The sequence below is a fragment of the Gemmatimonadales bacterium genome (assembly GCA_036265815.1).
Lineage (GTDB): Bacteria > Gemmatimonadota > Gemmatimonadetes > Gemmatimonadales > GWC2-71-9 > CAVVWJ01.
This window is the reverse complement of sequence record DATAOI010000027.1, coordinates 1-21655: the sequence shown is the minus strand read 5'-3', so window position 1 is coordinate 21655 and position 21655 is coordinate 1. Positions and strand designations below refer to the sequence as shown.

The window sequence follows — 21655 nt, the reverse complement described above, 5'->3', positions numbered from 1 at the left end:
CCCTATACTTTCTCGTCCGCCCCCAGCCCACACCCTCCAAGAGCTCGCCCTATGACAATGACGCGTCGCCGATTCCTTGCCTTGGCGAGCGCACCAGCTGCCCGGCTGGGGCCGGCTCTCGCGCCGCGTCGCGAGCGGTACGACGTCTGCATCGTCGGCAGCGGCGCCGGTGGGGGGATGGCTGCCTACGCGCTCACCCGGACGGGAGCCAACGTGGTGCTGCTGGAGGCTGGCCCCGAGTGGTACAGCGAGCGCGACTCGATGATGCTGACCGCCGCCGCGGACTCACCGCGCCGCGGCGCGGCGACCGCGGAGCGGCAGTTCGGCGAGTTCGACGGCTGTATCGGCGGCTGGGACGTGGCCGGCGAGCCGTACACGCTGGCGCCGGGCACCGAGTTCGGCTGGTGGCGCGCGCGGATGCTCGGCGGCCGCACCAACCACTGGGGCCGCTACTCGTTCCGGTTCGGCCCCGACGATTTCCGCGGCAAGAGCGTCGACGGACTCGGCGACGACTGGCCCATCGGCTACGACGACCTCGCCCCGTACTATGATCGTCTCGACCGCTTCATCGGCCTCTTCGGTAGCAACGAGGGGCTCCGGAACCATCCCGACGGGATCTTCCTTCCACCGCCCCGGCCGCGCTGTTACGAGCTCCTGGTGCAGCAGGCCAGCCGCCGACTCCAGATCCCCTGCATCGCCAACCGGATGTCGGTCCTCACCCGGCCACACAACGGCCGCTCCGCATGCCACTACTGCGGTCAGTGCAACCGCGGCTGCGGGGTGAACGCCAACTTCTCGAGCCCTGGCGTGTTCATCAAGCCGGCCCTGGAGACCGGACGGCTCACCCTCGTCACCGGTGCGATGGCCCGAGAGGTCACCCTCGACACGGCGGGACGCGCCACCGGCATCTCGTACATCAACAAGGCCACTGGCGCCGACGAGCACGTCCGGGCCGGCGTCGTCGTGCTCGCGGCGAGCGCCTGCGAGTCGGCCCGCCTCCTCCTCAACAGCCACTCGTCGCGCTTTCCGAATGGGCTCGGCAACGCCGGCGGCGTGGTGGGCCGCTACCTCACCGACACGACCGGTACCGACGTCGGGGGCTTCATCCCGAGAATGGCGGACCATGTGCCGCACAACGAGGACGGTGTCGGCGGCGCGCACGTCTACATGCCGTGGTGGCTCGACAACCAGAAGCTCGACTTCCCCCGCGGGTACCACATCGAGGTCTGGGGCGGCCTCGGCGAGCCGTCCTACGGCTTCATGGGTGCCATCCACCGGTATCCCCGTGGCGGGGGCTACGGCAAGCAGCTGAAGGACGACTACCGCCGGTACTACGGCGCCACCATCGGCTTCTCCGGGCGCGGCGAGATGGTCCCGAACGACGACTGCTGGTGCGAGATCGACCACGAGGTCGTGGACCGCTGGGGCATCCCGGTGCTGCGCTTCCACTGGAAGTGGAGCGATCACGAGCTGAACCAGGTGCGCCACATGCAGCGGACCTTCCGCAGCCTCCTCGCGGAGATGGGCGGCGAGGCTCTCGCGCCGATGCCGACGAAGGAGAAAGGGTACGGGATCGCGCCGGGCGGCCGCATCATCCACGAGCTCGGCACGACGCGCATGGGCCGGGACCCCGCTCGATCCGTGGTGAACCCGGACTGCCGGGTGCATGGGGTGCCTAATCTCTTCGTCGCCGACGGCGGGCCGTTCGTGTCCCAGGCGGACAAGAACCCCACCTGGACGATCATGGCGCTCGCATGGAGAGCCAGCGACCACATCGCGGAGCAGCGGAAGGCGGGTGCCCTGTGAGCGACCTGACCCGCCGCGACCTGGTGACGCTGCTCGGGGTCACCGCGGCAACCGCCGCGTGCGGCGGGCGGCCCGGCGGCAAGAGCGGCGAGAGCGAGCACCAGGCTGACAGCACCGCCTTGTCGATGAAGGCGCCGCAGTTCTTCACCCCCCACGAGTTCGCCACCGTCACCGTGCTGGCCGACCTCGTCATCCCCGCCGACGATCGCTCCGGTGGCGCGAGCGAGGCCGGCGCCCCGGCCTACATCGACTTCGCCCTGCGCGAGGTGGAGGATGACGTCATGCGACTCGCCCTGCGCGGCGGCCTGGCCTGGCTCGACGCCGAGTCTGAGCGGCGCTTCGGCCGCACGTTCGTGGACGCCGCTCCCAGCCAGCGCATCGCGATCCTCGACGACATCGCGTGGCCGGCCAGGACCGCCCCTGCGCTCGCGAACGGGGCCGCGTTCTTCAGCGACCTCCGTGACCTCGTCGCCACCGCGTTCTGGTCGAGCCGCATCGGCGTGCGGGATCTGCGGTACCAGGGCAACCAGGCCCTCCCGGAGTGGGCCGGCTGCCCTGACGCGGCGCTCCGGAAGCTGGGGGTGAGCTATCAACCGGAGCGGACGACGTGAGCCGACGGAGACTCGGAATCGGCATCGTTGGCAGCGGTTTCAATGCCACCTTCCACCTGCAGGCCTTCACTGCGGTGCGGGATGCCGAGGTGCGGGGCGTCTGGAGCCCTCATCCCGGCAACGCGGCGGCGGCGGCGGCGCTAGCCCGGCGGCTCGACGTGGGGGAGGCCCGCCCATTTCGCTCGATCGCGAAGATGGTCGCGGACCCCGGCATCGATGCCCTCTGGCTCTGTGGCCCCAACCACACGCGCATCGAGAACGTCGAGGAGATCGCCGACGCCGTCGAGCGCGGCCACGGCGAGCTCCTCGGTCTGGCCTGTGAGAAGCCGCTGGCCCGCAACGTCGCCGAGGCGAAGCAGGTGCTGGGGCTGGTGCGGCGGGCGGGGATTCCGCACGGGTACCTGGAAAACCAGATCTTCGCCCCGCAGGTACAGCGGGGGCGCGAGTTGATCTGGGCCAGAGGTGCCCGCGCCGTCGGCCGGCCCTACCTCGCGCGCGCGGCCGAGGAGCACGCCGGGCCGCATCGTCCGTGGTTCTGGCAGGGCGCCCTGCAGGGCGGGGGAGTGCTCAACGACATGATGTGCCACTCGGCCCTGGTGGTGCGACACCTGCTCACCGAGCCCGGCCGGCCGGCCTCGTCACTCGACCTCCGCCGGGTGACGGGTCACATCGCCAGCCTCAAGTGGACACGTCCCGAGTACGCGCGGCGCCTCAAGCGCACGATGGGCACGACGGTGGACTACTCGAAGCGGCCGGCGGAGGACTACGCGAGCATCGTGCTCGAGTTCCAGACTCCGGACGGCCGCCGCGTGATCGGCGAGGCCAGCACGTCCTGGAGCTTCGTGGGCGCTGGTCTCCGGCTCTCGGCTGAGCTGCTGGGACCGGAGTACTCCATGTCATGGAACTCACTGGACACCGGTCTCCACCTTTTCTTCAGCCGTGAAGTAGAGGGAAGGGCCGGCGAGGATCTGGTAGAGAAGCAGAACGCTGAGAGCGGGCTGATGCCGGTCGTTGCCAGCGAGGCGGCGGTGTATGGCTACGAAGCGGAAGACCGCCACTTCGTGCGGGTTTTCCTTGGAAAGGAAGAGCCCCTCCTCACCTTCGAGGATGGCCTGGACGTCGTGAGGGTGCTCATGAGCGCCTACCTCAGCGCCGAGCAGGAGAAGACGGTGCGCTTCCCGCCGCGGGGGCTGGAGTCGTTCGTCCCTGCGGTGGCTCGCGGCCGCTGGCATCCGAACCGCTGACCCGGCGGGGCCGGAAAAGCAGAGCGAAGGCGGCGAACACCACCAGCGCCATCACCGCGGGCACCAGCCAGATGGTCGACCAGTCGTGGATCCCAGGCGGGCGGGTCCAGCGCTCCACCACCGCTCCCGACACGAAGGCCCCCACGAAGTAGCCCAGCCCGTTGGTCACGAAGTTGATGAAACCCTGCGCCGCGGCGCGGCTCCGCACGCCGGCGCGATCGTCGGTGTAGATCTGACCCGCCACGAAGAAGAAGTCGTAGCAGATGCCGTGCAGCAGGATCCCGGCGAAGACCAGCCACATTCCCGGGCCGGCGTCACCGGCGCTGAAGGCGAAGTACCGGAGCGCCCAGGCGAGCATCCCGCCGAGCATGATCCCCTTGATCCCCAAGCGCCGGAGTGCCAGAGGGAGGAGCAGCATGAACCCAATCTCCGACATCTGTCCGAACGTCTGGATGAAGGCAGGGTCAGGCGCGCCGATCTCGTTGAGGTAGGGGTTCGCGAAGGTATAGTAGAACTGAAGCGGGATGCAGAGCAGGAAGGAGCCGATGACGAAAATCAGGAAGGCGCGGTCGCGGAGCAGCGCGAGCGCGTCGAGCCCCAGCGCGTCGCGCGCGCTGAAGGGCGCGCCCGCGGCCTTGGGCGGCGTGTGGGGCAACGCGAGGGAGTAGAGCCCGAGCACCACCGATCCGACCGCCGCAACCCGCATCGGCAGCACGAGCGCATCGGCGTGGAGGACCCGGCCGACCAGGATGCCGGCAGCGATCCACCCGACGGTGCCGAGCACCCGGATGACCGGAAACTCGCGGCCCGGGTCGTGCACATGGTGGAAGGCGATCGAGTTGGTCAGAGAGAGCGTCGGCATGTAACACAGCGCGTACGCGATCAGCGCGGGATAGAACGTGGCGAAGCTGGTCTGCGAGGAGGCGAACCAGAGCAGGCCCGCGCCCGACAGGTGGAGGCCAGCCATGAGCCGTTCGCTCGCGAAGAAGCGATCGGCGACCATCCCGAGAAAGAATGGGGAGACCAGCGCGGCGATCGCGGTGGCGCCGTACGCCAGCCCGACCTGTGAGCCCGTGAAATGCAGCGTCCGGGTCAGGTAGGTGCCCATGGTGACGAACCACGCGCCCCAGACGAAGTACTGCAGGAACATCATCGCCGACAGACGGGCCCGCGCCGACCCCGCGGCGTGGCTCACGGGAGCGTGCGCACCTTGATGTTACGATATGCCACCCGGTCGCCGTGATCCTGGAGCGCGATGTGTCCCGAGGCCGCGCGCCCGTAGCCCGGCCACTGCTTGAACTTGCTGGCTTGGACTTTCGCCTTCCAGTCGGGGCTCCCAAGCTCGTACTCGACCACCTTGGTGCCGTTGAGCCAGTGCTCGACGTGGTTTCCCCGAACCAAGATGCGCACCGCGTTCCATTCGCCGGCCGGCTTCACCACACCGGCCGGAGCGGGGTACAGCCCATAGGCGGAGCCGGCGGCGGTGAGGCGCGACTGGCCGTCCTTGTGGCGCGCGTCGTCGAGCACCTGCATCTCGGGTCCACTCTCGTAGGTCTCGCCGGCATCCTCGGTGACCCGATACATGATCCCGCTGTTGCCGCCTTCGGCGACCTTCCACTCGAGCGTAAGCTCGAAATCGCCGAACTCGTCCCGGGTGATCAGGTCGCCTGCCTTCCCGACCCGCGTGAGCGCCCCGTCCACCACCTGCCAGCCCGCGGGCACGCTGTCCTTCTTGAATCCTCGCCAGCCCTCGAGCGATCCGCCGTCGAAGAGCGTGCGCCACTCTCCCTCGGCGGGGACGGAAGCGCCGCCGCTGGAGTCGGGCTTCATCGGCATCGAAACCGTGGTGGACGACTTCTCGGATGAGCAGCCGGCGAGAGCGAAGGCGAGCAGCCATCCGGCCGCGAGCCGGGGCCTAGAGGACCCGGACCTTGATGTTGCGATAATGCACCTCGCTCTTGGGGTCGTGTCCCTGGAGGGCAAACGTCCCGTGCGAGATCAGGCGGTGGGCAAGCTCGGGTGGGCGGACCGGGTGGTCTTCCTCGGTGTAGTCCACGATCACCTTGTCATCGACCTTGGTGACGATGTGCTTGCCCTGAACGGTGATCGAAAGAGTGAACCAGGTCCTGTCTTTGGCGGGGGGGATGGGGTTGTCCTTGATGCCCCAGAGCCCGGCGGTGCGGCTGGTGTCGGCGTGCGAATTGTTCACCTGCACCTCGTAGCCTTTGTCGGGCCACCCCTTTTCCTGCCACTCCGTGTGGAAATAGACCCCGGAGTTCGCCCCGGGATAGGTCATCACGTCGAGCCTGAGCTCGAAGTCAGTGAAGTCGTGATGTTGGACGGGACCGAGATAGAAGAGGTGCGAGGTCGGACCGCGCACGATGATCTGCCCGTGTGCCACGCTGAACGTGCCCGGCTTGTCGCTGGCCTTCCAGCCGTCCAGGCTCACCCCATTGAACAGAAGTTGCCAGCCCGCGGTGCGCTCCTCGGCGGTCAGCGTGTTGGGGCTCGCGGCTGCGACATCCTGCTCACCGGACTTGACCTGCGCGCTGCCACGCGCCGGGGCACAGGCTACCAGCGCGAGGGCGGCGAAGCGTATGACGAGGTTGGGCCTAAGGTGCATGGGCGTGGACGCTCCGTCACGAGCGGTTGGCTCATAGTATCGCAGAGTCGCGTGACGCCGCAAGAGTGGCCTTGGTCGCTGCTGACTCAGGAGTCAGCGAAGCAGATGAACTCGCGTCGAACGTCTTGAGCAGCACGATGCGCGCGGAGCCCCTGCTGGAAGGCGCGGCGTGCGCCCAGGCCACGGCGCGGCGGCCGTAGCGGGAGTGGATCCGATCCATCGCGCCCTGGAGCGCGTGCTCGCGAACCGGGGAGGGGACCTGAAGAGTGGCGCGAGCGCCGTCGAGCACGGAAGGACGAGCCGTCGCATCCTGCTGCCCGCTCTCCCACAGCTCCAGCTGCGCATCCGCTTCCTCCAGCCGATCCAGCGTGAGCGCCACCGCCCGGACCGCGAGACGCTTGGCGTTGGCCAGAGTAAAGGCGCGGCGCGCGGCGCTCCAAAGCTCGGCATCGAGCATGGCGCCCGGCAGCGGGACGGCGCGCACTACAGTGGTGTGATCCGCGTAGGTGGCTTCCACGCTGAGCCGCCGCGCTACCAGCCTGCCCTGGCGGAGACGGCGGCCGAGCCGCTCGCTCAGGAGCCGGAGGAGCGGGTGGAGCACGCCGATGTCGTTGGTGTCGGTGGCCAGCGTGTGGGCGGTGTGGAACTCGGCCTGCCGTTCGGGCGGAAGCACGGGGCGGGGATCGATGCCGCGCGCCCGCGCCCGCAGCGTGCGCCCGGTACTGCCGAAGACGGCGCAGAGCGCGCTCTCGGCGATGGCCGCGACCTCGCCGATGCGGTCGAGCTGGTAATCGTCCAGCCGGCTCCGGATGCGGGGCGAGAGGTCGGGCAGCACGATGATCGGATGGGGCGCCAGGAAGCTGGCTTCGGCGCCGCCCGGCACCTCCAGCAGCGGCTCGGGCTTGACCACGGTGGTGGCCGCCTGGCTGACCAGCTTGTTGGCCGCCACACCGACCGAGACCGGCAGCCGGAGCCGCTGCCACACCTCGCGCTGCACCCGCGCGGCCACGTCCACGGCGGGTCCGAAGAGCCGACCGGTGCCGGTGAGATCGAGGAAGGCGTGGCCGTATCCTCTTGGCTCGATGGCCGGCGCGTACATCCGGAAGATCTCGTGCAGCGCGCGCGACGCGCGGGCGTAGAGCACCGGATTGGGCGGCAGCAGCACCAGGTCGGGGCAGATCTTCCGGGCCTGCCGCACCGGCATCCCCTGGGAGACTCCCGCCAGCCGCGCTTCGGCCGACAGCGCGATGATGGTGGCGCGATCGGCGCCGGGCGGCGCCACCGCCACCGGCCGGGTCCTGAGCGCGGGGGCGACGAGCCCCTCGAGGGACGTGCAGAACGCGGGAGGATCGATGAAGAGGACGGAGCGGGGCATACTGGCGGCTACAGCAGGGACGGCTGTTCGGGAGCGGGAACCGCGCGCGGTTCGTGCCCCTCGAGCTGCTGCTTCCTTCGCATGCCTTCGTCGACCGGGAATCCATGGAGCCGCTGCAGCTCATGCAGCCGGCGGCTCAGCGCCTGCTGATAGGCGGGACTCACCCCTTCGCGCCGGGCGTAGTGCCGCTCGTAGCGCCGGGCCAGGTGGGGGAACTCGCGGGTGAGGACGGGAAGGAAGCGGTGCCGTGCCGCGGGGCCGAGCCGGAGCGCCGACCCGACCACGTAGCGGGCGCCCGCCGCCTTCGCCGCCGCCATGAGTTGCGAGAGTCCAGCCCGATCGTCGGTGACGCCGGGGACGATGGGGGCCACCAGCAGTCCGGCGTGGACCCCGCCCTCGGTGAGGCGGCGGAGCGCCTTGAGCCGGACCGCCGGCATGGGCGAGCGCAGCTCGAGGCGCCGGGCCAGCCGGGGATCGGCGGTGGCGAGGGAGATGTTGACGGTGACCTCGTGCCGCTCGCTCAGCCGCTGAAGCACCCCCAGGTCCCGGGTGACCAGCGGCGACTTGGTGATGAGCCCGATGGACAGACCGCGGTAGCGCAGCAGGAGCTCGAGGATGCCGCGGGTGAGGCGGAACCGCCGCTCGGCTGGCTGGTAGGCATCGGTGGCGGTGCCGATGACCAGCGAGTGCCCGGCGAGCCGGGCCGGATCGAGCGTGCGGGCCAGCACCTCGACGATGTCGGTCTTGACCAGGATGCGCTTCTCGAACGCCTGCCAGGCGGGCATCGGCTCCTCGCCGTCGGCCCCGTGGCGCTCCATGGCGTAACGGTGGGTGTCTCGCGCGTAGCAGTAGGTGCAGCCGAACTCGCACCCGACGTAGGGATTGATGGACCAGAACCCCATGCGGGTGGTGGCCGGAGTGTTGAGCGCCGAGCGGACGGAGAGCGCCAGGAAGCGGGTGCCGCGCTCGCGCTGGTCGAGCAGGGACCAGCCGGCCGGCGCGGACTGGCCGGGCAACAGGTCGAGTTGTGCCGCCGGCCGATCTCGAGCGGCGGATGCCGTCACCCGCGTCACCCGCATCGTCCCCACCCGCACTGGGTGCAGCTCAGACAGCCGGAGGAGCGTACCAGCGGGCCGGCGCACTCGGGGCAGACGCGGGTGTGAGCGGAGCCGGCCGGCGTGGCGATGGTAGGGGAGGGGGAGAGCTGAGGGGAAGACATAGGGCACCCCGGGGGCGGCGTGTGTTCGGACCACAATACCGAATATATCCCGAAGCTGGGGAGCGTCAAGCAGGGAGAGACAGTCGGCTCATCTGAGTTCACTGACTGAGCTGCAGGCTCCACTTTCAGGTTGCTTACGCAAGCGATTGATGCATTGCAGCTTACGTCATTCCTGAAGCCCTCCCCGGTGACAGTCGGCAGCGAGTGCCCTCATGAAGGCGACCGTCTTCTATTCCTGGCAGAGTGACATTGACCCCGAGGTCATTCGGTACGACGGGTGGGAATGTTGTGTTGGATCACCCATACCAGCGTGGAGGAGTGGCCCGGAGCTCGGCGATGGTGGCGTGGCTCTTCTTCGACCGGCAGATTGGGTATTCACACTCCCAAACCGGTGCCCATGACGCTGGTTCCGCCGAGCCTCATCAGCGCGCTCCAGGATCGCTACCGCCTCGAGCGGGAGCTGGGCCAGGGGGGCATGGCCACGGTCTACCTCGCCCGCGACCTCCGGCATGACCGGGATGTCGCTCTCAAGGTCCTTCGTCCTGAGCTGTCAGCGGTGCTGGGCCGCGAGCGCTTCCTGACCGAGATCCGAGTCACCGCGAAGCTCGACCACCCCCACATCCTCACCCTGATCGACTCCGGCGAAAGCAACGGATTCCTGTGGTATGTGCTGCCCCTCGTCCGGGGAGAGTCGCTGCGACATCGGCTGGCGCGGGACCGACAGCTCGGAGTCCCTGAGGCGCTCGCGATCGCCGGTGCCATCGCCGGGGCGCTCGAGTATGCCCACCAGCGCGGCGTCATCCACCGGGATGTGAAACCGGAGAACATCCTGCTGCACGAGGGAGAGCCGATGCTGACCGACTTCGGCATCGCGCTCGCACTGCACGAGGCGGGCGGCGAGCGGCTGACGGAGACCGGCCTCAGCGTCGGCACCCCGCACTACATGAGCCCGGAGCAGGCCACCGCCGAGCGGCGACTCGACAGCAAGAGCGATATTTACAGCCTCGGTGCGGTGGTGTACGAGATGTTGGCGGGCGAGCCGCCGTTCACCGGCGCCACGGGACGGGCGGTGATCGCCAAGCTGATGACTGTGCCGCCCACACCGCTTCGGACGGTCCGTGACGCCGTCCCGGAGCATATCGATGCCGCCATCGTCCGAGCGCTTGCAAAGGTCCCAGCGGACCGGTTCCCGACAGCGGCCGCCTTCGGCGCCACCCTGCGAGACGCCCCCACATCCGGAGAGGTGGGCCGGAAGCGTCGACCCACCGCCGGTCGGCGCCTGCCGTGGTGGGCCTGGTTCGCCGGTATCGGCGGGCTGGCTGCGCTGGCGTTCCAGCTGGTCCACGCCCACCCAGCTCCGCCACGGCCGGGCTCGGAGCTCGCGGCGCTGGACGCGCGCGCGGAACACAGTCTCGACCGGCGCACGAGGGCGGGCGTCGTCGCGGCGATCACCGACTACAGCGCCATCGTGCGGCGCGACTCGACCCACGAGCCCGCCTGGACCGGACTCGCCAAGGCCTACGTCCGCGCCTACATCCGGAACTTCTCGCTGCCGGGAATCTCCCGGGACAGCACCCTGCGCCTGGCGGTGCTGGCCGTGGAGCGCGCTCGGGCCGCCGATTCCGGGAGCGCGGAGGCCTGGGTTGCCCAGGCAATGGTCAGTCGCGCGGTCGACCCGACGGACCTGACGCCTGCCTTCCGCGCCATTCGCCGCGCCCTGGTTCTCGACTCCGCGTCAGGTCCGGCCTGGCACGTTCTCGCGATGAGCATGGCCGAGACCGGTGACTTCACGGGAGCCATGAAGGCGTGGCATCGCAGTGTGACCGTGGCGCCCACCTATGCCGAGGGAGCCGCGTTCCTCGGGCAGGCGTACTACTGGCGGCACCAATATGACAGCGCCCAGGCGTGGGTGGACAGCGCCGTCGCGCTGGATGCGAACTACATCCTCCCCAGGGAGGTAGGCGGATTTGTCGCGATCGAACATGGCGATTTTGCGAAAGGCGCCGCGGCGTTCGACGCGGCGCGGCGGCTCGGCGACGATATCGAGATCGTGAACGCGCTGGCGGGGAGTGCCTTGGCGGAAGCCCGCGCCGGCCGGCTCAAGGAGGCGCGGGCCCTCCTGCGACACGCCGACTCGCTGGCCGCGGCCTACTCACCGACGCCCCTGCACACCGCGGTCTGGCTGGCCGAGGCGTACGCCGGGCTCGGCGACATCGATCGTGCCCTGCCGTGGCTGGCCAGTGTCGAAGACCGGGGTGATCTCCACTCACAAGTGCACCTGCGCTGCGACCCACCCTTCGCACCGATTGCCGCCGACCAGCGCTTCCGGCAGCTGCTCATCACGCCGAGACCACCCTCCGAGGCTGGCTGCTAGGAGGCTAACTTTTCGCCCATCGCCAAAGCCATGTTCACCCTCGTTCGAGCCGTTGTCTACGCCAGTCTCTTCATCGGCCTTCTACTGGTGTTTCTACCGGCGCAGGTGGTGGCTCGGTCCGGCATCGCCGCCCCCGGTCAGGTGGGAGCGATACAGGTGCTGGGGATCCTCCTTGCGGTTGCGGGCGGAACGCTGGCCGTGAGTTGTATCCTGACGTTCGCCTTCATCGGCCGGGGGACGCCGGCGCCTTTCGATCCTCCTCGTCGACTGGTCGTTCGGGGGCCGTACCGATGGGTGCGGAATCCCATGTACGTAGGAGCGACCACCGCGTTGCTTGGTGCGGCACTCTACTATGAATCCCTGCCGCTTTTCGTCTACGGAGCCGGGTTCCTGGTGCTGATGCACCTGTTCGTCATAGTGTACGAGGAACCCACGCTGCGCCGGACGTTCGGGGGTGAGTACAAGGAGTATTGTCGGCGGGTAGGACGCTGGTGGCCGCGTTGGGTCTGACCGGCATGGTGAGCCGAAGCCACCTTCCCGCGCTCTATGAGCGGGCCCTTACCGGCAGCCCAGTGGAACACGAGCGTAGCGTCTCCTACGCCCGAGGCTAGCTTTCCCTTATCGCTCGCACCCAAGGTCCCGGCCAGCGCTTCGGAGGTGTCGATGCTCTCCCCATTCCGCTCTCCCAGCGTCGTGCTCGCGCTGCTCGCGGTCACCGTCACGCTCCGGCTCGACGCGCAGCAATCCACCCCGACGGAGGGGTGCCGCCAGGCGGTGTACGCGAGGTTCAGCGGCTCGGACTCCTCCGAGGTGACCGTGGGCCAGGTCTCCCCCTCGGTGGTGAACTGGCGGACCGCCCGCGGTCTCTCGGGGGTCTGCGTGATCGAGGGCGGACGGGTGGTCCGGGTCGAGGCCAAGAACCTCACCCAGCCCGTTCCGGTATCGGTCACCGGACCGCTCGACCGCAACACGGCCGCCCTGGCCTGCAAGAACGAGGTCTCGGGCCGCATGCCCCAGGTCCCGGACGGGCAGATCACCGTCACGCCGGGACGCAGCGACAGCAAGGGAAATCTCGGGGTGAGCTGGCGTACGCCGCGGGGCGCCGCGGGCACCTGCCTGGTCGACGCCCAAGGACAGGTGGTGGATTTCAGGACAATCCGGGCCGATCCCAACCAACCGACCGCCACCGGCGGGAGGAGCCGGCTCACCTGCGAGTCCCGCGAGAACCGCAGGAACGAGTGCCCCCTCCCGGAGAGCGTGGACGTGCGGCTGGTCCGGGTCATCAGCGCGAGCCCCTGCCTGGAGGGGCGCTCCTGGGGGTGGGACGATCGGAAGATCTGGGTCACCGGTGGCTGCCGCGCCGAGTTCGAGCTCAAGTCGAAGCGGCGGCCGGGATACGATCTCAATCGGCCGGACGCGGCGGCCGACCTTCAGGCCCTGCGTGCCTGCCGGGAGGAGGTCTTGCGGCGGTTCCCCGGCACTCCGAACGCCCAGGTGACGACCTCGGTGGCTTCGCGTGAGGGCGAGGGACTGATCCGGGTCGACTGGAGCATGCGACGGGGTGGACGCGGCGAGTGCCGGATCAATCGCATCGGAAAGGTGGTGCAGTTCCGGACTGCGCCTGGGGCTCCGGCAGGTGGGCGGAGAGAAGACATCACCCCTGGCCAGGGGCCTGGCCAGGGGCCTGGGCAGGTGCGGCAGGTCACCTGCGAGTCGCAAGGTGGCGATCGAAAGGAGTGTGCCATTCCGAGCGGTGGCCGCGTACGCCTGGTCAAGGTGCTGAGCGACGCACCCTGCACCGAGGGGCAGAGCTGGGGCTCGGACGCCAATCGGATCTGGGTCACAAGCGGCTGCCGGGCCGACTTCGAGGTGGAGAGCCCGCCCCGGTGACCTGTAGATCAGCTTGATCGCGGAGCACGAAATCACCCCGAACTGTCATCGGAGCGCCGCGCTCCTCGGGATGACAGATCGTGGCTCCGGAGAGATTGTGGCTCCGGACAGCGGCCGGTGACGACTCAATACGCCGGCGGCAGCCTCCGGTAGCGCTGCAGCAGCTCGGTCTGCCGGCTCACCAGCGGCAGGTCCCGCCCTCGGATGAAGACGTGCTCTACCCGGCTGGCGAACTCGAACGGGTCGCCCGACCAGACCACGAGATCGGCCACTTTCCCCGCCTCGAGTGACCCGTACTTCTCCCCAACCCCGAACGCTTCCGCCGGTCCGAGCGTCACCGCCCGCAGCGCTGCGTCCCAGCCGAGGCCGGTACGAACCGCGTTGCCGGCCGCCTGACGCAGGTCTCGGAATTGCGCGAGATCGGTCTGTGCGATGAGGACCGTCGCGCCCGCTGCCTGGAGCAGGGCCGCGTTGTCCAGCCGCGCGCCGGGCGCGTCGAACGTGGGCACATCCGTGAGCGGCTCGACCACGACGGGAATCCGCGCCTGCGCCAGCTCGGCCGCCATCTGCCACCCCTCCGCGGCGCCGCGCATGACCAGATGGATCCCGAACTCCTGCCCGATCCGGAGCGCCGTCTCGATGTCGCTCCGGCGGTTGGCGGTGATGAGCAAGGGTAGCTGACCCTCCAGCACCGGCTGCAGCGCCTCCAGATCCGGCCCGGGGGCGGAGAGCGGCTGCATCCGGGCATGCTCGAAATCGCTCTTCCGCCGCTGATACTCGCGGGCATCGCGGAGCAGCTGGCGGAGCCGCGCGGCCGCACCCGCCCGGCTGCCTCCGCCGGCGCCCTTGCTCGACTGCGAGAGATCGGCCACCATCGCGGCCGGCGAGCGGACCACCAGGTCAGGCAGTCGGTCGCCGGCCAGGTCGAAGAGCACGGCCTGGCCCGCGACCAGCCCGCCGGAGGGGACCGCCAGCGTAGTGGTGATGCCCTGGAGCCGAGCCACTGGGATCGTAACCGAGGCCGGGTCCAGCGCGTCCGCCAGGTTGACGGCGGCGTTCACGTCCCCAGCCACGGTGTCTTCCTCGGTCTCCAGCTCGGCGTTGCTCTCGAACAGCTTGATCCCGAGCGTCGTGGCCGAAGCGATGAGGCCCGGCGTGATCCATCGGCCGGTGGCATCGATGATGGTCGCGCCCGCAGGCACGGGCACACCGGCACCGACCGCGACGATCACGCCGTCCCGAAGCAGCACGGTGCCGTGCTCGATCTTGGGCCCGGAGACGGGGTAAACGGTGCCTCCAGTGATCGCCACGCTCTGCGCTACGCACGGGACCGCCGCGGCCAGCACCATGGCCCCCAGCGCGCCCGCGAGACCAACCGTCCACCGGATCATCGCCCCACCCCCGGCTCGCTCGTGCCGAGATTGAAATCGGTCTCCGGACGGCGGGGCTGGTCCTTCCGATCGAACACCAGCCAGCCGTCGTTGTACACCTGCTCCACCGTGCTGTAGACCGAGAACGGGTCGCCCGACCAGACGACGACATCGGCCGCTTTGCCGGGCTCGAGCGTGCCGGTGCTGCTGTCGATGCCCAGCGCCCAGGCCGGATTGGCGGTGAGCCAGCGGATGGCCTGCTCCCGGGTGATCTTGATGCCGGCCTGCTCGCCCGCCTGCATGGCCTTCGCCGCCTCCTGATTCAGGCGCTGAATGCCATCCGGGCTGTCGGAGTGGATGATCACCCGCGCGCCGGCCTGCTGCAGCAGCGCGGCGTTCTCCGGAATCCCATCGAACGACTCCATCTTGAAGCCCCACCAGTCGGCCCAGACCGAGCTCGCCACCGAGTCGCGCGCGAGGAGGTCGGCGATCTTGTACGCCTCCACCGCGTGGTGGAACGAACGGATGTGAAAGCCGAACTCCCGGGCCAGGTCCAGCATCTGGGCCATCTCGTCGGCGCGGTAGCAATGGTTGTGGACCAGGATCTTGCCCCGGAGGACGTCGGCGAGGGTCTCCAGCTTGAGATCGCGATCCGGCCGCACGCCCGAGTGCTTCTTCTCCCACGCGTCCCAGGTCCGGCGATACTTCTCGGCCTCGATGAACGCCGCGCGATAGCCGGCGACGTTGCCCATCCGGGTGGAAGGGCCGGTCTTCTCGTAGACCGACTTGGGATTCTCTCCACAGGCCATCTTGAGACCGTAGGGCGCACCGGGATACTTCATCTCCTGCACCGTGCGCGCGGGGATGAGCCGCAGGGTGACCGACCGGCCGCCGATCAGATTGGCCGAGCCGGGGAGGATCTGCAGCGCGGTGATGCCGCCGGCGATGGCCAGCGGGATCTGGGGATCCTGGGGCCAGAACGAGTGCTCGGCCCACACCTGGGCGGTGACCGGCGCGGTGGCCTCGTTCCCATCGCTCAGGCCCGGCGTTCCCGGCGCGGCATAGACGCCGAGGTGGCTGTGGGTATCGATGATCCCGGGCGTGACATACTTGCCGCTGCCGTCGATCACGGTGGCGCCCGCCGGGGTCGGCACGTCGGCTCCGACCGCGACGATGCGCCCGTCCGCGAAGCTCACCGAGCCGCGACTCAGCTCGGGCCCCGCGGCCGTGAGCACGGTGGCGTTCCGGATGACTACAGGTGCGTATGGGTGGCGATGATAGGTCGAGGGATACTGCGGCCGCTCGGCACTGGTGGGGCTGGTGGTCGAGATGGCCGGCCCGCACGCGAGCGCCACGAGCGAGCCGGCAGGAACGAGGAGCGGAAGGCACCGACGGAAATCCATCGCCATGCGGAACTCCGGTCGCGGGTGAGCATGTCCTGCCGAGTCAGGTCTGCTGGTCCGGGCGAATCCTGCGGGCTTCCTCGTGCGGGAGCGCGAAGTCGTCTTCGGTGGCTGGCCGCACGAACAGGTCGAACGCGAGAAACAAGGTCTTCGAGAAGGGGAAGAAGGCGACCGAGGCCACCAGCATCAAGATGATGGTGGTCACCTGAAACAGGTCCCACGGCGGTGTCGGCCAGGTCCAGAGCAGGAAGCCGATCACCCAGACGCTGAAGAGCGTCTCCACCAGCATCAAGTTGAAGAAGTACGCACCGAGCCAGTACCCCTGCTCACCCCGTTCCAGGCCGAGACCACACGTGGGGCAATTGGGGACGAGGCGGGTCCAGCTCACGAAGATCGGTCCGCCGCCACAATGGGGACACCTGAGGCGCAAGGCGCGGAAGAACGGCCGCAGCACGGATACAGAGTAGCCGATCCCGCGCCCGGGTGCGAGGGCCAGGCTCACAGATGGCGCCCGATCCACCGCTCCAGATCGGCGAGCACCTGCTCCCGGCCGGTGTCGGCGAAGAGCACGTGGCGGCCCTCGGGATACTCGATCAGACGCTTGTCCGGATGGCCCACCCGCGCGACGAACGTCCGGCTTCCATCTGGTGGGACCATCCCGTCGCGGGAGCCGTGCAGCACGAGGAGCGGGAGGGGGAACTCCGCCGCGCGGCCCTGCACCCGCGCGATCGCCGACTGCACCTCGGTCGAAAGCCTGGCGGAGCCCAGCCGATGGAACAGAGGATCGGCCAGCAGCTCGGCCGTGACAGCGGGGTCCTGGGCGAGGCCGGAGAGGTCCATGCCGGTCTTCAGCGTGAAGCTCGGCCAGATCCGTGACGCCACCCGCCCGAGCGCCAGCAGCACCGGCGGCACCGTGAGGCGGCCGAGTGGAGGAGCCGCCGCCATCACGCCCCGGAGTCCCTCGGGGTGATACAAAGCGTACTCCAGTACGATGAGCCCGCCCAAGCTGTTTCCCAGGAGGAAAAGCGGCCGGCCGGGCTCTTCCCGCCCAACCAGCTCGACGAAGCGGCGGAGATCCTCGCGGTAGTCGCCCCAGGAGTCCACGTGGCCCCGCTTGCCGGGCGAGCGGCCGTTGCCGCGGAGATCGAAGGCGTGCACCGCAAACCCGCTAGCGACCATGCGGTCGGCAAGCGCGCCGTAGAGCCCCGAGTGGTCACCCAGACCGTGCACATTGATGAGCACGGCGCGAGGCGGCTCGGTCGGGCGCCAGGCGCGCCGGAAGAGAGGGACCTCCTGTGCCCCGGCGAAGGTGCCTTCTGCGTAGCCTCGGGCGTCCACGGTCACCGGCTCACCAGGATGGGAACGCCCTCGGCGAGCCACTGGTCGGGGGCCGCGAGGACCAGGTCGAGCGCGAAGGGCCGCACACCGGAAACCGGTGCGGCGCGGGGAGACTCGGGAAGGAAGCGCAGGAGATACAGGCTCGGGCCGGCGTTCCTCGCGTGCTCGGCCACAAAATCGGCCAGCGCCCGGGCCCAGCCCCCCACGGGCGGCCGGATGCCAGCCCCGCGGCGGTGCCGCTCCAGCGCCGCGATCATCTCCGGACGGCTACCTCCGAGCCGGCGATATCGCTCGCGGTGATGGCGCTCGTCCTCTCTCGACTCCGGGTGCCGGGAGCGCACCAGGTCGCAGGAACAGGCCCCGACGAGGAGTCGCACCACCGTTCGCGCCTCCGGCAGGAGCGGCAGCAGCTCCTGCTGAGTGGCAGGCTCCGCCACATGGGCGGTCATGCCGCGGGGCACCATGGAGCGCACCTCGCTCAGGGTGAGCGGGGTGGCGAGGTAGAGGAAATAGCACAACGGCGGTTCAGATGGGGAGGTCGTCCCGGATGAGTACCAGAATGGCGGCCTGCGGCACGACGAGGTACTTGGTCTCCTCGAAGGTGATCTCGACCGCGGCCTTGCGGAAGAAGATGGCATGGTCGCCGACCCGGGCCTGCATGGCCCGATTCCGCGGCTCTCGATCGCCGACTTTCCAGGGCTCGTCATCCAGGGTGCTGAGGTCGGCGACGGGGGTGCCCGGGCCGGTAGCGACGATCAATCCGGTCTGCACCTGCTGGGAGTCGATGGCGGTAGCCGGCAGATACAGGCCGACCCGGGTGCGATCATCTCCGTCTTCGGCACTGATCAGCACCCGATCGCCCACCACCAGAAGCTGCTTCTTGGGGAATTCCATTTACTTACGCCGAGCCGGAGATTCCGGTACCCTCGGTTTGATGGGCCGTGGTCAGCTCCAGGATGCGAAGCCGGCGCACCGCGCTGGGGAGGCGGAGGCTGACCTCGTCGCCCACCCGGCCGTTGGCGAGCGCCCGTCCGAGCGGCGAGGCCAGCGAGATGTGCCCGGCGTCGAAGTCCATCATCTCAGCCAGCACTACCATGTAGGTGTCGGTGTCGTTGGTCTCGAGATCCAGCACCGTGACCCGGGAGCCCAGCCCGACGCGATCGGTGGGCGCCTCCGTGTTGGCGAGCTGGCTCAACTGATTCAGCCGCTGGTGCAACTGTCCCAGGCGTGCCTGCACGAACTGCTGGCGCTCGAGGGCCGCCTTGTATTCGGAGTTCTCTCGCAGATCGCCCAGCTCGACCGCCTGGGCGATAGCCTGAGGCAGCAGAATATTGAGCTCATGGCTGAGCTGGTCGATTTCCCGGCTCAGCTTTTCCCGCATCTCACGGATCATGGTGGACCAGGCGAAATAAGAGTCAGCCTGGGAGGAGGATTCCCAGGTAGTGATGATGGAACCTGTGATCAAGATACCACGAGAGTGTCACTCGGGGAATAGCGAAAATGCGTAAGCTCCTGCTGCCGATGGCTTTATGAGCAATTGCCGGGGGCGCGGCGGGCCCCGGATCAGGGAATCGGAAGGGGTCACCAACTACGCTCGGGAATGGTGGCATTTCGGCTCTCCGCTGGAAGGCGCGGTGCCGTTCGACCGGGTCATTCGATAGCCGCGGAGTTCCTTGACCTTCTCGCGAGAACCCCGTAAACTGCGGCGGCTTATGACCCTCTGGCCCGCTTGGATCCTTGCCAAACAGGATGGCCGTGTAATGCCCCTCAGGATTGCCGCCACCCGACGCTGGGCATTTCCGTTGGCCTCGATGCTCGGCGCCCTCGGGCTGGCTCTGGCCGGCTGCAGCCCGGAGCACTACCCCCAGACCGCCCTCAAGCCGCTCTCCGACTTCGCCAAGATCGGCGACGACATCCAGACGACCACCTTCTGGTGGGCGCTGGGCGTGTTCATTCTGGTGGAAGGTGCGCTGGTGTACGCCATCTTCCGCTTCCGGGGCAAGCCGGGCGACCCGGAGCCCAAGCAGATCCACGGGAACACCGCGGTGGAGATCATCTGGACGGCGGTCCCCGCGCTGATCCTCGCGGCCATCGCGGTGCCGACGGTGAAGGGCATCTTCTCGACCGCCGCCACTCCCCATGGCGACGTGCTCACGGTGGAGGTCATCGGGCACCAGTGGTGGTGGGAGTTCCGCTATCCGGAGCTGCACATCACCACCGCCAACGAGCTGCACGTGCCGGTGGGGCAGACGGTCGCCACCAAGATGGGGACGATCGACGTCATCCACAGCTTCTGGGCGCCGCGTTTCGCCGGCAAGCGGGACGTCTTTCCCAACCGGGAGACCCGGCTCTGGTTCAAGGCCGACAAGGCGGGCGAGTACTCGGGGCAGTGTGCCGAGTTCTGCGGCATACAGCACGGCCGGATGGCGTTCCGGATCAAGGCGCAGACTCCGGCGGAGTTCCAGGCGTGGGTGTCTCATATGCAGACACTGGGGGCCAAGCCCGCGGCCACCGGAGCCGCTCCGGCCACCGCTCCCGCCGGTTCGGTGAGCACGGCAAGCGCGGGCGCCACGGTCAAGCCAACGCAGGGCGCGGCGCAGCAGAACGCCGCGCCGCGTGATTCGGGCGCCACGCTCCAGGCGCCGGCCGCTCCCCAGGACCCGGCCTATGCCGCGGGCGAGAAGCTCTTCACGGCCAAGGGGTGCATCGGCTGCCACTCGCTCGCCGCATTCAACGCGCCGACCGGCATGATCGGGCCCAACCTGGCGAACGTGGGGGCCCGGACGTACATCGCCGCCGGCACCCTCAAGAATACCGACGAGAACCTGTCCCGCTGGATTCAGAACGCCCAGGCCATCAAGCAAGGGGTGCTGATGCCGAACCTCGGCGTCAAGCCGGACGAGGCCCGCTCGCTCGTCGCCTTCCTTCGCGCTCACCAATAACAGGCCTCGTATGGCAACCACCGCAGTCGACCAGCAACGGGCACACGCCGCCGCCGGCCATGGCGAGAAGACCGGCCTCTGGAGCTGGCTCACCACGGTCGATCACCAGCGGATCGGCATTCTCTACGGGGCAACGGCCTTCGCCTTCTTCCTCATGGGCGGCATCGAGGCGCTGCTGCTGCGGATTCAGCTGGGGACGCCGAACAACACCTTCCTGGCGCCGGATACGTACAACCAGCTCTTCACCATGCATGGCACGACCATGATCTTCCTCGCGATCATGCCGCTCAGCGCCATGTTCTTCAATTTCATGATCCCGCTCATGATCGGCGCGCGGGACGTGGCGTTCCCCCGGCTCAACGCCTTCAGCTACTGGGTCTTCCTGTCGGGAGGACTGTTCCTCAACTCCAGCTTCCTGTTCGGCGCCGCGCCGGACCAGGGGTGGTACGGATACGCCAACCTGACCTCGCGGCAGTTCTCTCCGGGCATGAACGTGGACTTCTGGCTGCTCGGCCTGCAGATCCTCGGGGTGGCGTCGCTGGCGGCCGCGGTCAACTTCTTCGTGACCATTCTCAACATGCGGGCGCCGGGCATGTCGCTGATGCGGATGCCCATGTTCGTCTGGATGAGCTTCATCACCCAGGTCCTGCTGCTGCTGGCGTTTCCGGTCATCACCGTGGCGCTGATCCTGCTCATGTTCGACCGCTTCTTCGGCACCCATTTCTTCGTGCCGTCGGGCGGGGGCGATCCGCTCCTCTGGCAGCACCTGTTCTGGATCTTCGGGCACCCGGAGGTCTACATCCTGATCCTGCCGGCGTTCGGGATCATCTCGGAGGTCCTGCCGGTCTTCTCCCGGAAGCCGCTCTTCGGCTACGCGGCGATGGTCTTTTCCGGCGCGTTCATCGCCTTCCTCGGCTTCGGGGTGTGGAGCCATCACATGTTCACGACCGGCATGGGGCCGATCGCGGACACGTTCTTCTCGCTCTCCACCATGCTGATCGCCATCCCCACGGGGGTGAAGATCTTCAACTGGCTGGGCACCATCTGGGGCGGCTCGCTCCAGCTCAAGACGCCGATGTACTTCGCGCTCGGCTTCATCGCGATGTTCATCATCGGCGGGCTGTCGGGCGTCATGCACGCCTCCCCGCCGGCGGACCTGCAGCAGAACGACACCTACTTCATCGTGGCGCACTTCCACTACGTGCTGTTCGGCGGCAGCATCTTCGGCCTCACGGCAGGGGCCTACTACTGGTGGCCCAAGATGTTCGGCCGGGTGCTGGACGAGACGCTGGGCAAGGTCCACTTCTGGCTCATGCTGATCGGCTTCAACGTGACCTTCTTCCCGATGCACATCCTCGGCCTGAACGGAATGCCGCGGCGGGTGTACACCTATCCCGAGGGCCTGGGCTTCGAGCAGCTGAACCAGTTGGAGACAGTGGGCGCGTTCATCCTGGCGCTCT

Annotated in this window: 21 protein-coding genes; 9 read left to right on the top strand and 12 right to left on the bottom strand. The window is 68.6% G+C overall.

Annotated features, from left to right (window positions below; genetic code table 11):
* Positions 1-51 precede the first annotated feature (51 nt).
* The 3 genes from VHR41_04930 to VHR41_04920 are packed head-to-tail and all read left to right on the top strand — an operon-like array spanning position 52 to position 3661.
* Positions 52-1806, top strand: coding sequence for a GMC family oxidoreductase (locus VHR41_04930; protein ID HEX3233515.1), 1755 nt, complete (start codon positions 52-54; stop codon positions 1804-1806).
* On the top strand, positions 1803-2417 hold the full coding sequence (locus VHR41_04925) for a gluconate 2-dehydrogenase subunit 3 family protein (GenBank protein HEX3233514.1): 615 nt from the start codon (positions 1803-1805) through the stop codon (positions 2415-2417). The genes VHR41_04930 and VHR41_04925 overlap by 4 nt, the downstream gene beginning before the upstream one ends.
* Positions 2414-3661: a Gfo/Idh/MocA family oxidoreductase gene (locus VHR41_04920; protein ID HEX3233513.1), complete on the top strand. Its 1248-nt coding sequence runs from the start codon at positions 2414-2416 to the stop codon at positions 3659-3661. Before VHR41_04925 ends, VHR41_04920 begins: the two co-directional genes overlap by 4 nt.
* Here VHR41_04920 and VHR41_04915 read toward each other — a convergent pair.
* The 5 genes from VHR41_04915 to VHR41_04895 all read right to left on the bottom strand — a co-directional run bounded on the left by VHR41_04915 (position 3564) and on the right by VHR41_04895 (position 8723).
* The gene (locus tag VHR41_04915) at positions 3564-4856 is read right to left on the bottom strand and encodes a nucleoside permease (protein ID HEX3233512.1); all 1293 of its coding nucleotides are present in this window, start codon (positions 4854-4856) and stop codon (positions 3564-3566) included. The genes VHR41_04920 and VHR41_04915 overlap by 98 nt on opposite strands.
* Positions 4853-5491, bottom strand: a complete 639-nt coding sequence (locus tag VHR41_04910; GenBank protein ID HEX3233511.1) for a DUF1080 domain-containing protein — start codon at positions 5489-5491, stop codon at positions 4853-4855. Before VHR41_04910 ends, VHR41_04915 begins: the two co-directional genes overlap by 4 nt.
* A gap of 85 nt (positions 5492-5576) precedes the next feature.
* Complete coding sequence (locus VHR41_04905; GenBank protein ID HEX3233510.1) at positions 5577-6284, bottom strand: DUF1080 domain-containing protein; 708 nt, start codon at positions 6282-6284, stop codon at positions 5577-5579.
* 31 nt (positions 6285-6315) lie between these two features.
* On the bottom strand, positions 6316-7659 hold the full coding sequence (locus tag VHR41_04900) for a hypothetical protein (GenBank protein ID HEX3233509.1): 1344 nt from the start codon (positions 7657-7659) through the stop codon (positions 6316-6318).
* Between the two features lie 8 nt (positions 7660-7667).
* Entirely contained in the window at positions 7668-8723 is a 1056-nt protein-coding gene (locus tag VHR41_04895) for a radical SAM protein (GenBank protein ID HEX3233508.1), read from the bottom strand.
* Between the two features lie 552 nt (positions 8724-9275).
* On the opposite strand from VHR41_04895, the gene VHR41_04890 reads away from it, so the two are divergent.
* The 3 genes from VHR41_04890 (at position 9276) to VHR41_04880 (ending at position 13142) form a co-directional block, all read left to right on the top strand.
* Positions 9276-11252: a protein kinase gene (locus VHR41_04890; protein ID HEX3233507.1), complete on the top strand. Its 1977-nt coding sequence runs from the start codon at positions 9276-9278 to the stop codon at positions 11250-11252.
* Between the two features lie 30 nt (positions 11253-11282).
* Complete coding sequence (locus tag VHR41_04885) at positions 11283-11762, top strand: isoprenylcysteine carboxylmethyltransferase family protein (GenBank protein HEX3233506.1); 480 nt, start codon at positions 11283-11285, stop codon at positions 11760-11762.
* Positions 11763-11915: 153 nt separating this feature from the next.
* Positions 11916-13142, top strand: a complete 1227-nt coding sequence (locus VHR41_04880) for a DUF3011 domain-containing protein (GenBank protein ID HEX3233505.1) — start codon at positions 11916-11918, stop codon at positions 13140-13142.
* Between the two features lie 125 nt (positions 13143-13267).
* Here the strand turns inward: VHR41_04880 and VHR41_04875 are convergent, their stop codons facing one another.
* Genes VHR41_04875 through VHR41_04845 form a run of 7 tightly spaced genes read right to left on the bottom strand, consistent with a single transcriptional unit; the run spans position 13268 to position 18718 of the window.
* Complete coding sequence (locus VHR41_04875) at positions 13268-14533, bottom strand: amidohydrolase family protein (GenBank protein ID HEX3233504.1); 1266 nt, start codon at positions 14531-14533, stop codon at positions 13268-13270.
* Entirely contained in the window at positions 14530-15921 is a 1392-nt protein-coding gene (locus tag VHR41_04870) for an amidohydrolase (GenBank protein HEX3233503.1), read from the bottom strand. Before VHR41_04870 ends, VHR41_04875 begins: the two co-directional genes overlap by 4 nt.
* Before the next feature lie 37 nt (positions 15922-15958).
* Positions 15959-16417, bottom strand: coding sequence for a DUF983 domain-containing protein (locus VHR41_04865; protein HEX3233502.1), 459 nt, complete (start codon positions 16415-16417; stop codon positions 15959-15961).
* Positions 16414-17259 (bottom strand): alpha/beta hydrolase, encoded by an 846-nt coding sequence (locus VHR41_04860; GenBank protein HEX3233501.1) that lies wholly within the window; start codon positions 17257-17259, stop codon positions 16414-16416. Before VHR41_04860 ends, VHR41_04865 begins: the two co-directional genes overlap by 4 nt.
* Positions 17256-17771, bottom strand: coding sequence for a hypothetical protein (locus VHR41_04855; GenBank protein HEX3233500.1), 516 nt, complete (start codon positions 17769-17771; stop codon positions 17256-17258). The genes VHR41_04860 and VHR41_04855 overlap by 4 nt, the downstream gene beginning before the upstream one ends.
* A 7-nt stretch (positions 17772-17778) precedes the next feature.
* Entirely contained in the window at positions 17779-18147 is a 369-nt protein-coding gene (locus VHR41_04850) for a co-chaperone GroES family protein (GenBank protein ID HEX3233499.1), read from the bottom strand.
* A gap of 4 nt (positions 18148-18151) precedes the next feature.
* On the bottom strand, positions 18152-18718 hold the full coding sequence (locus VHR41_04845; GenBank protein ID HEX3233498.1) for a GreA/GreB family elongation factor: 567 nt from the start codon (positions 18716-18718) through the stop codon (positions 18152-18154).
* A 64-nt stretch (positions 18719-18782) separates the two neighbouring features.
* On the opposite strand from VHR41_04845, the gene VHR41_04840 reads away from it, so the two are divergent.
* The 3 genes from VHR41_04840 to ctaD form a co-directional block, all read left to right on the top strand.
* The gene (locus VHR41_04840) at positions 18783-18914 is read left to right on the top strand and encodes a hypothetical protein (GenBank protein ID HEX3233497.1); all 132 of its coding nucleotides are present in this window, start codon (positions 18783-18785) and stop codon (positions 18912-18914) included.
* Positions 18915-19013: 99 nt separating this feature from the next.
* Positions 19014-20195, top strand: a complete 1182-nt coding sequence (gene coxB, locus VHR41_04835) for a cytochrome c oxidase subunit II (protein ID HEX3233496.1) — start codon at positions 19014-19016, stop codon at positions 20193-20195.
* A 10-nt stretch (positions 20196-20205) separates the two neighbouring features.
* A partial coding sequence (ctaD, locus tag VHR41_04830) for a cytochrome c oxidase subunit I (GenBank protein ID HEX3233495.1) occupies positions 20206-21655 on the top strand: 1450 nt, incomplete at its 3' end.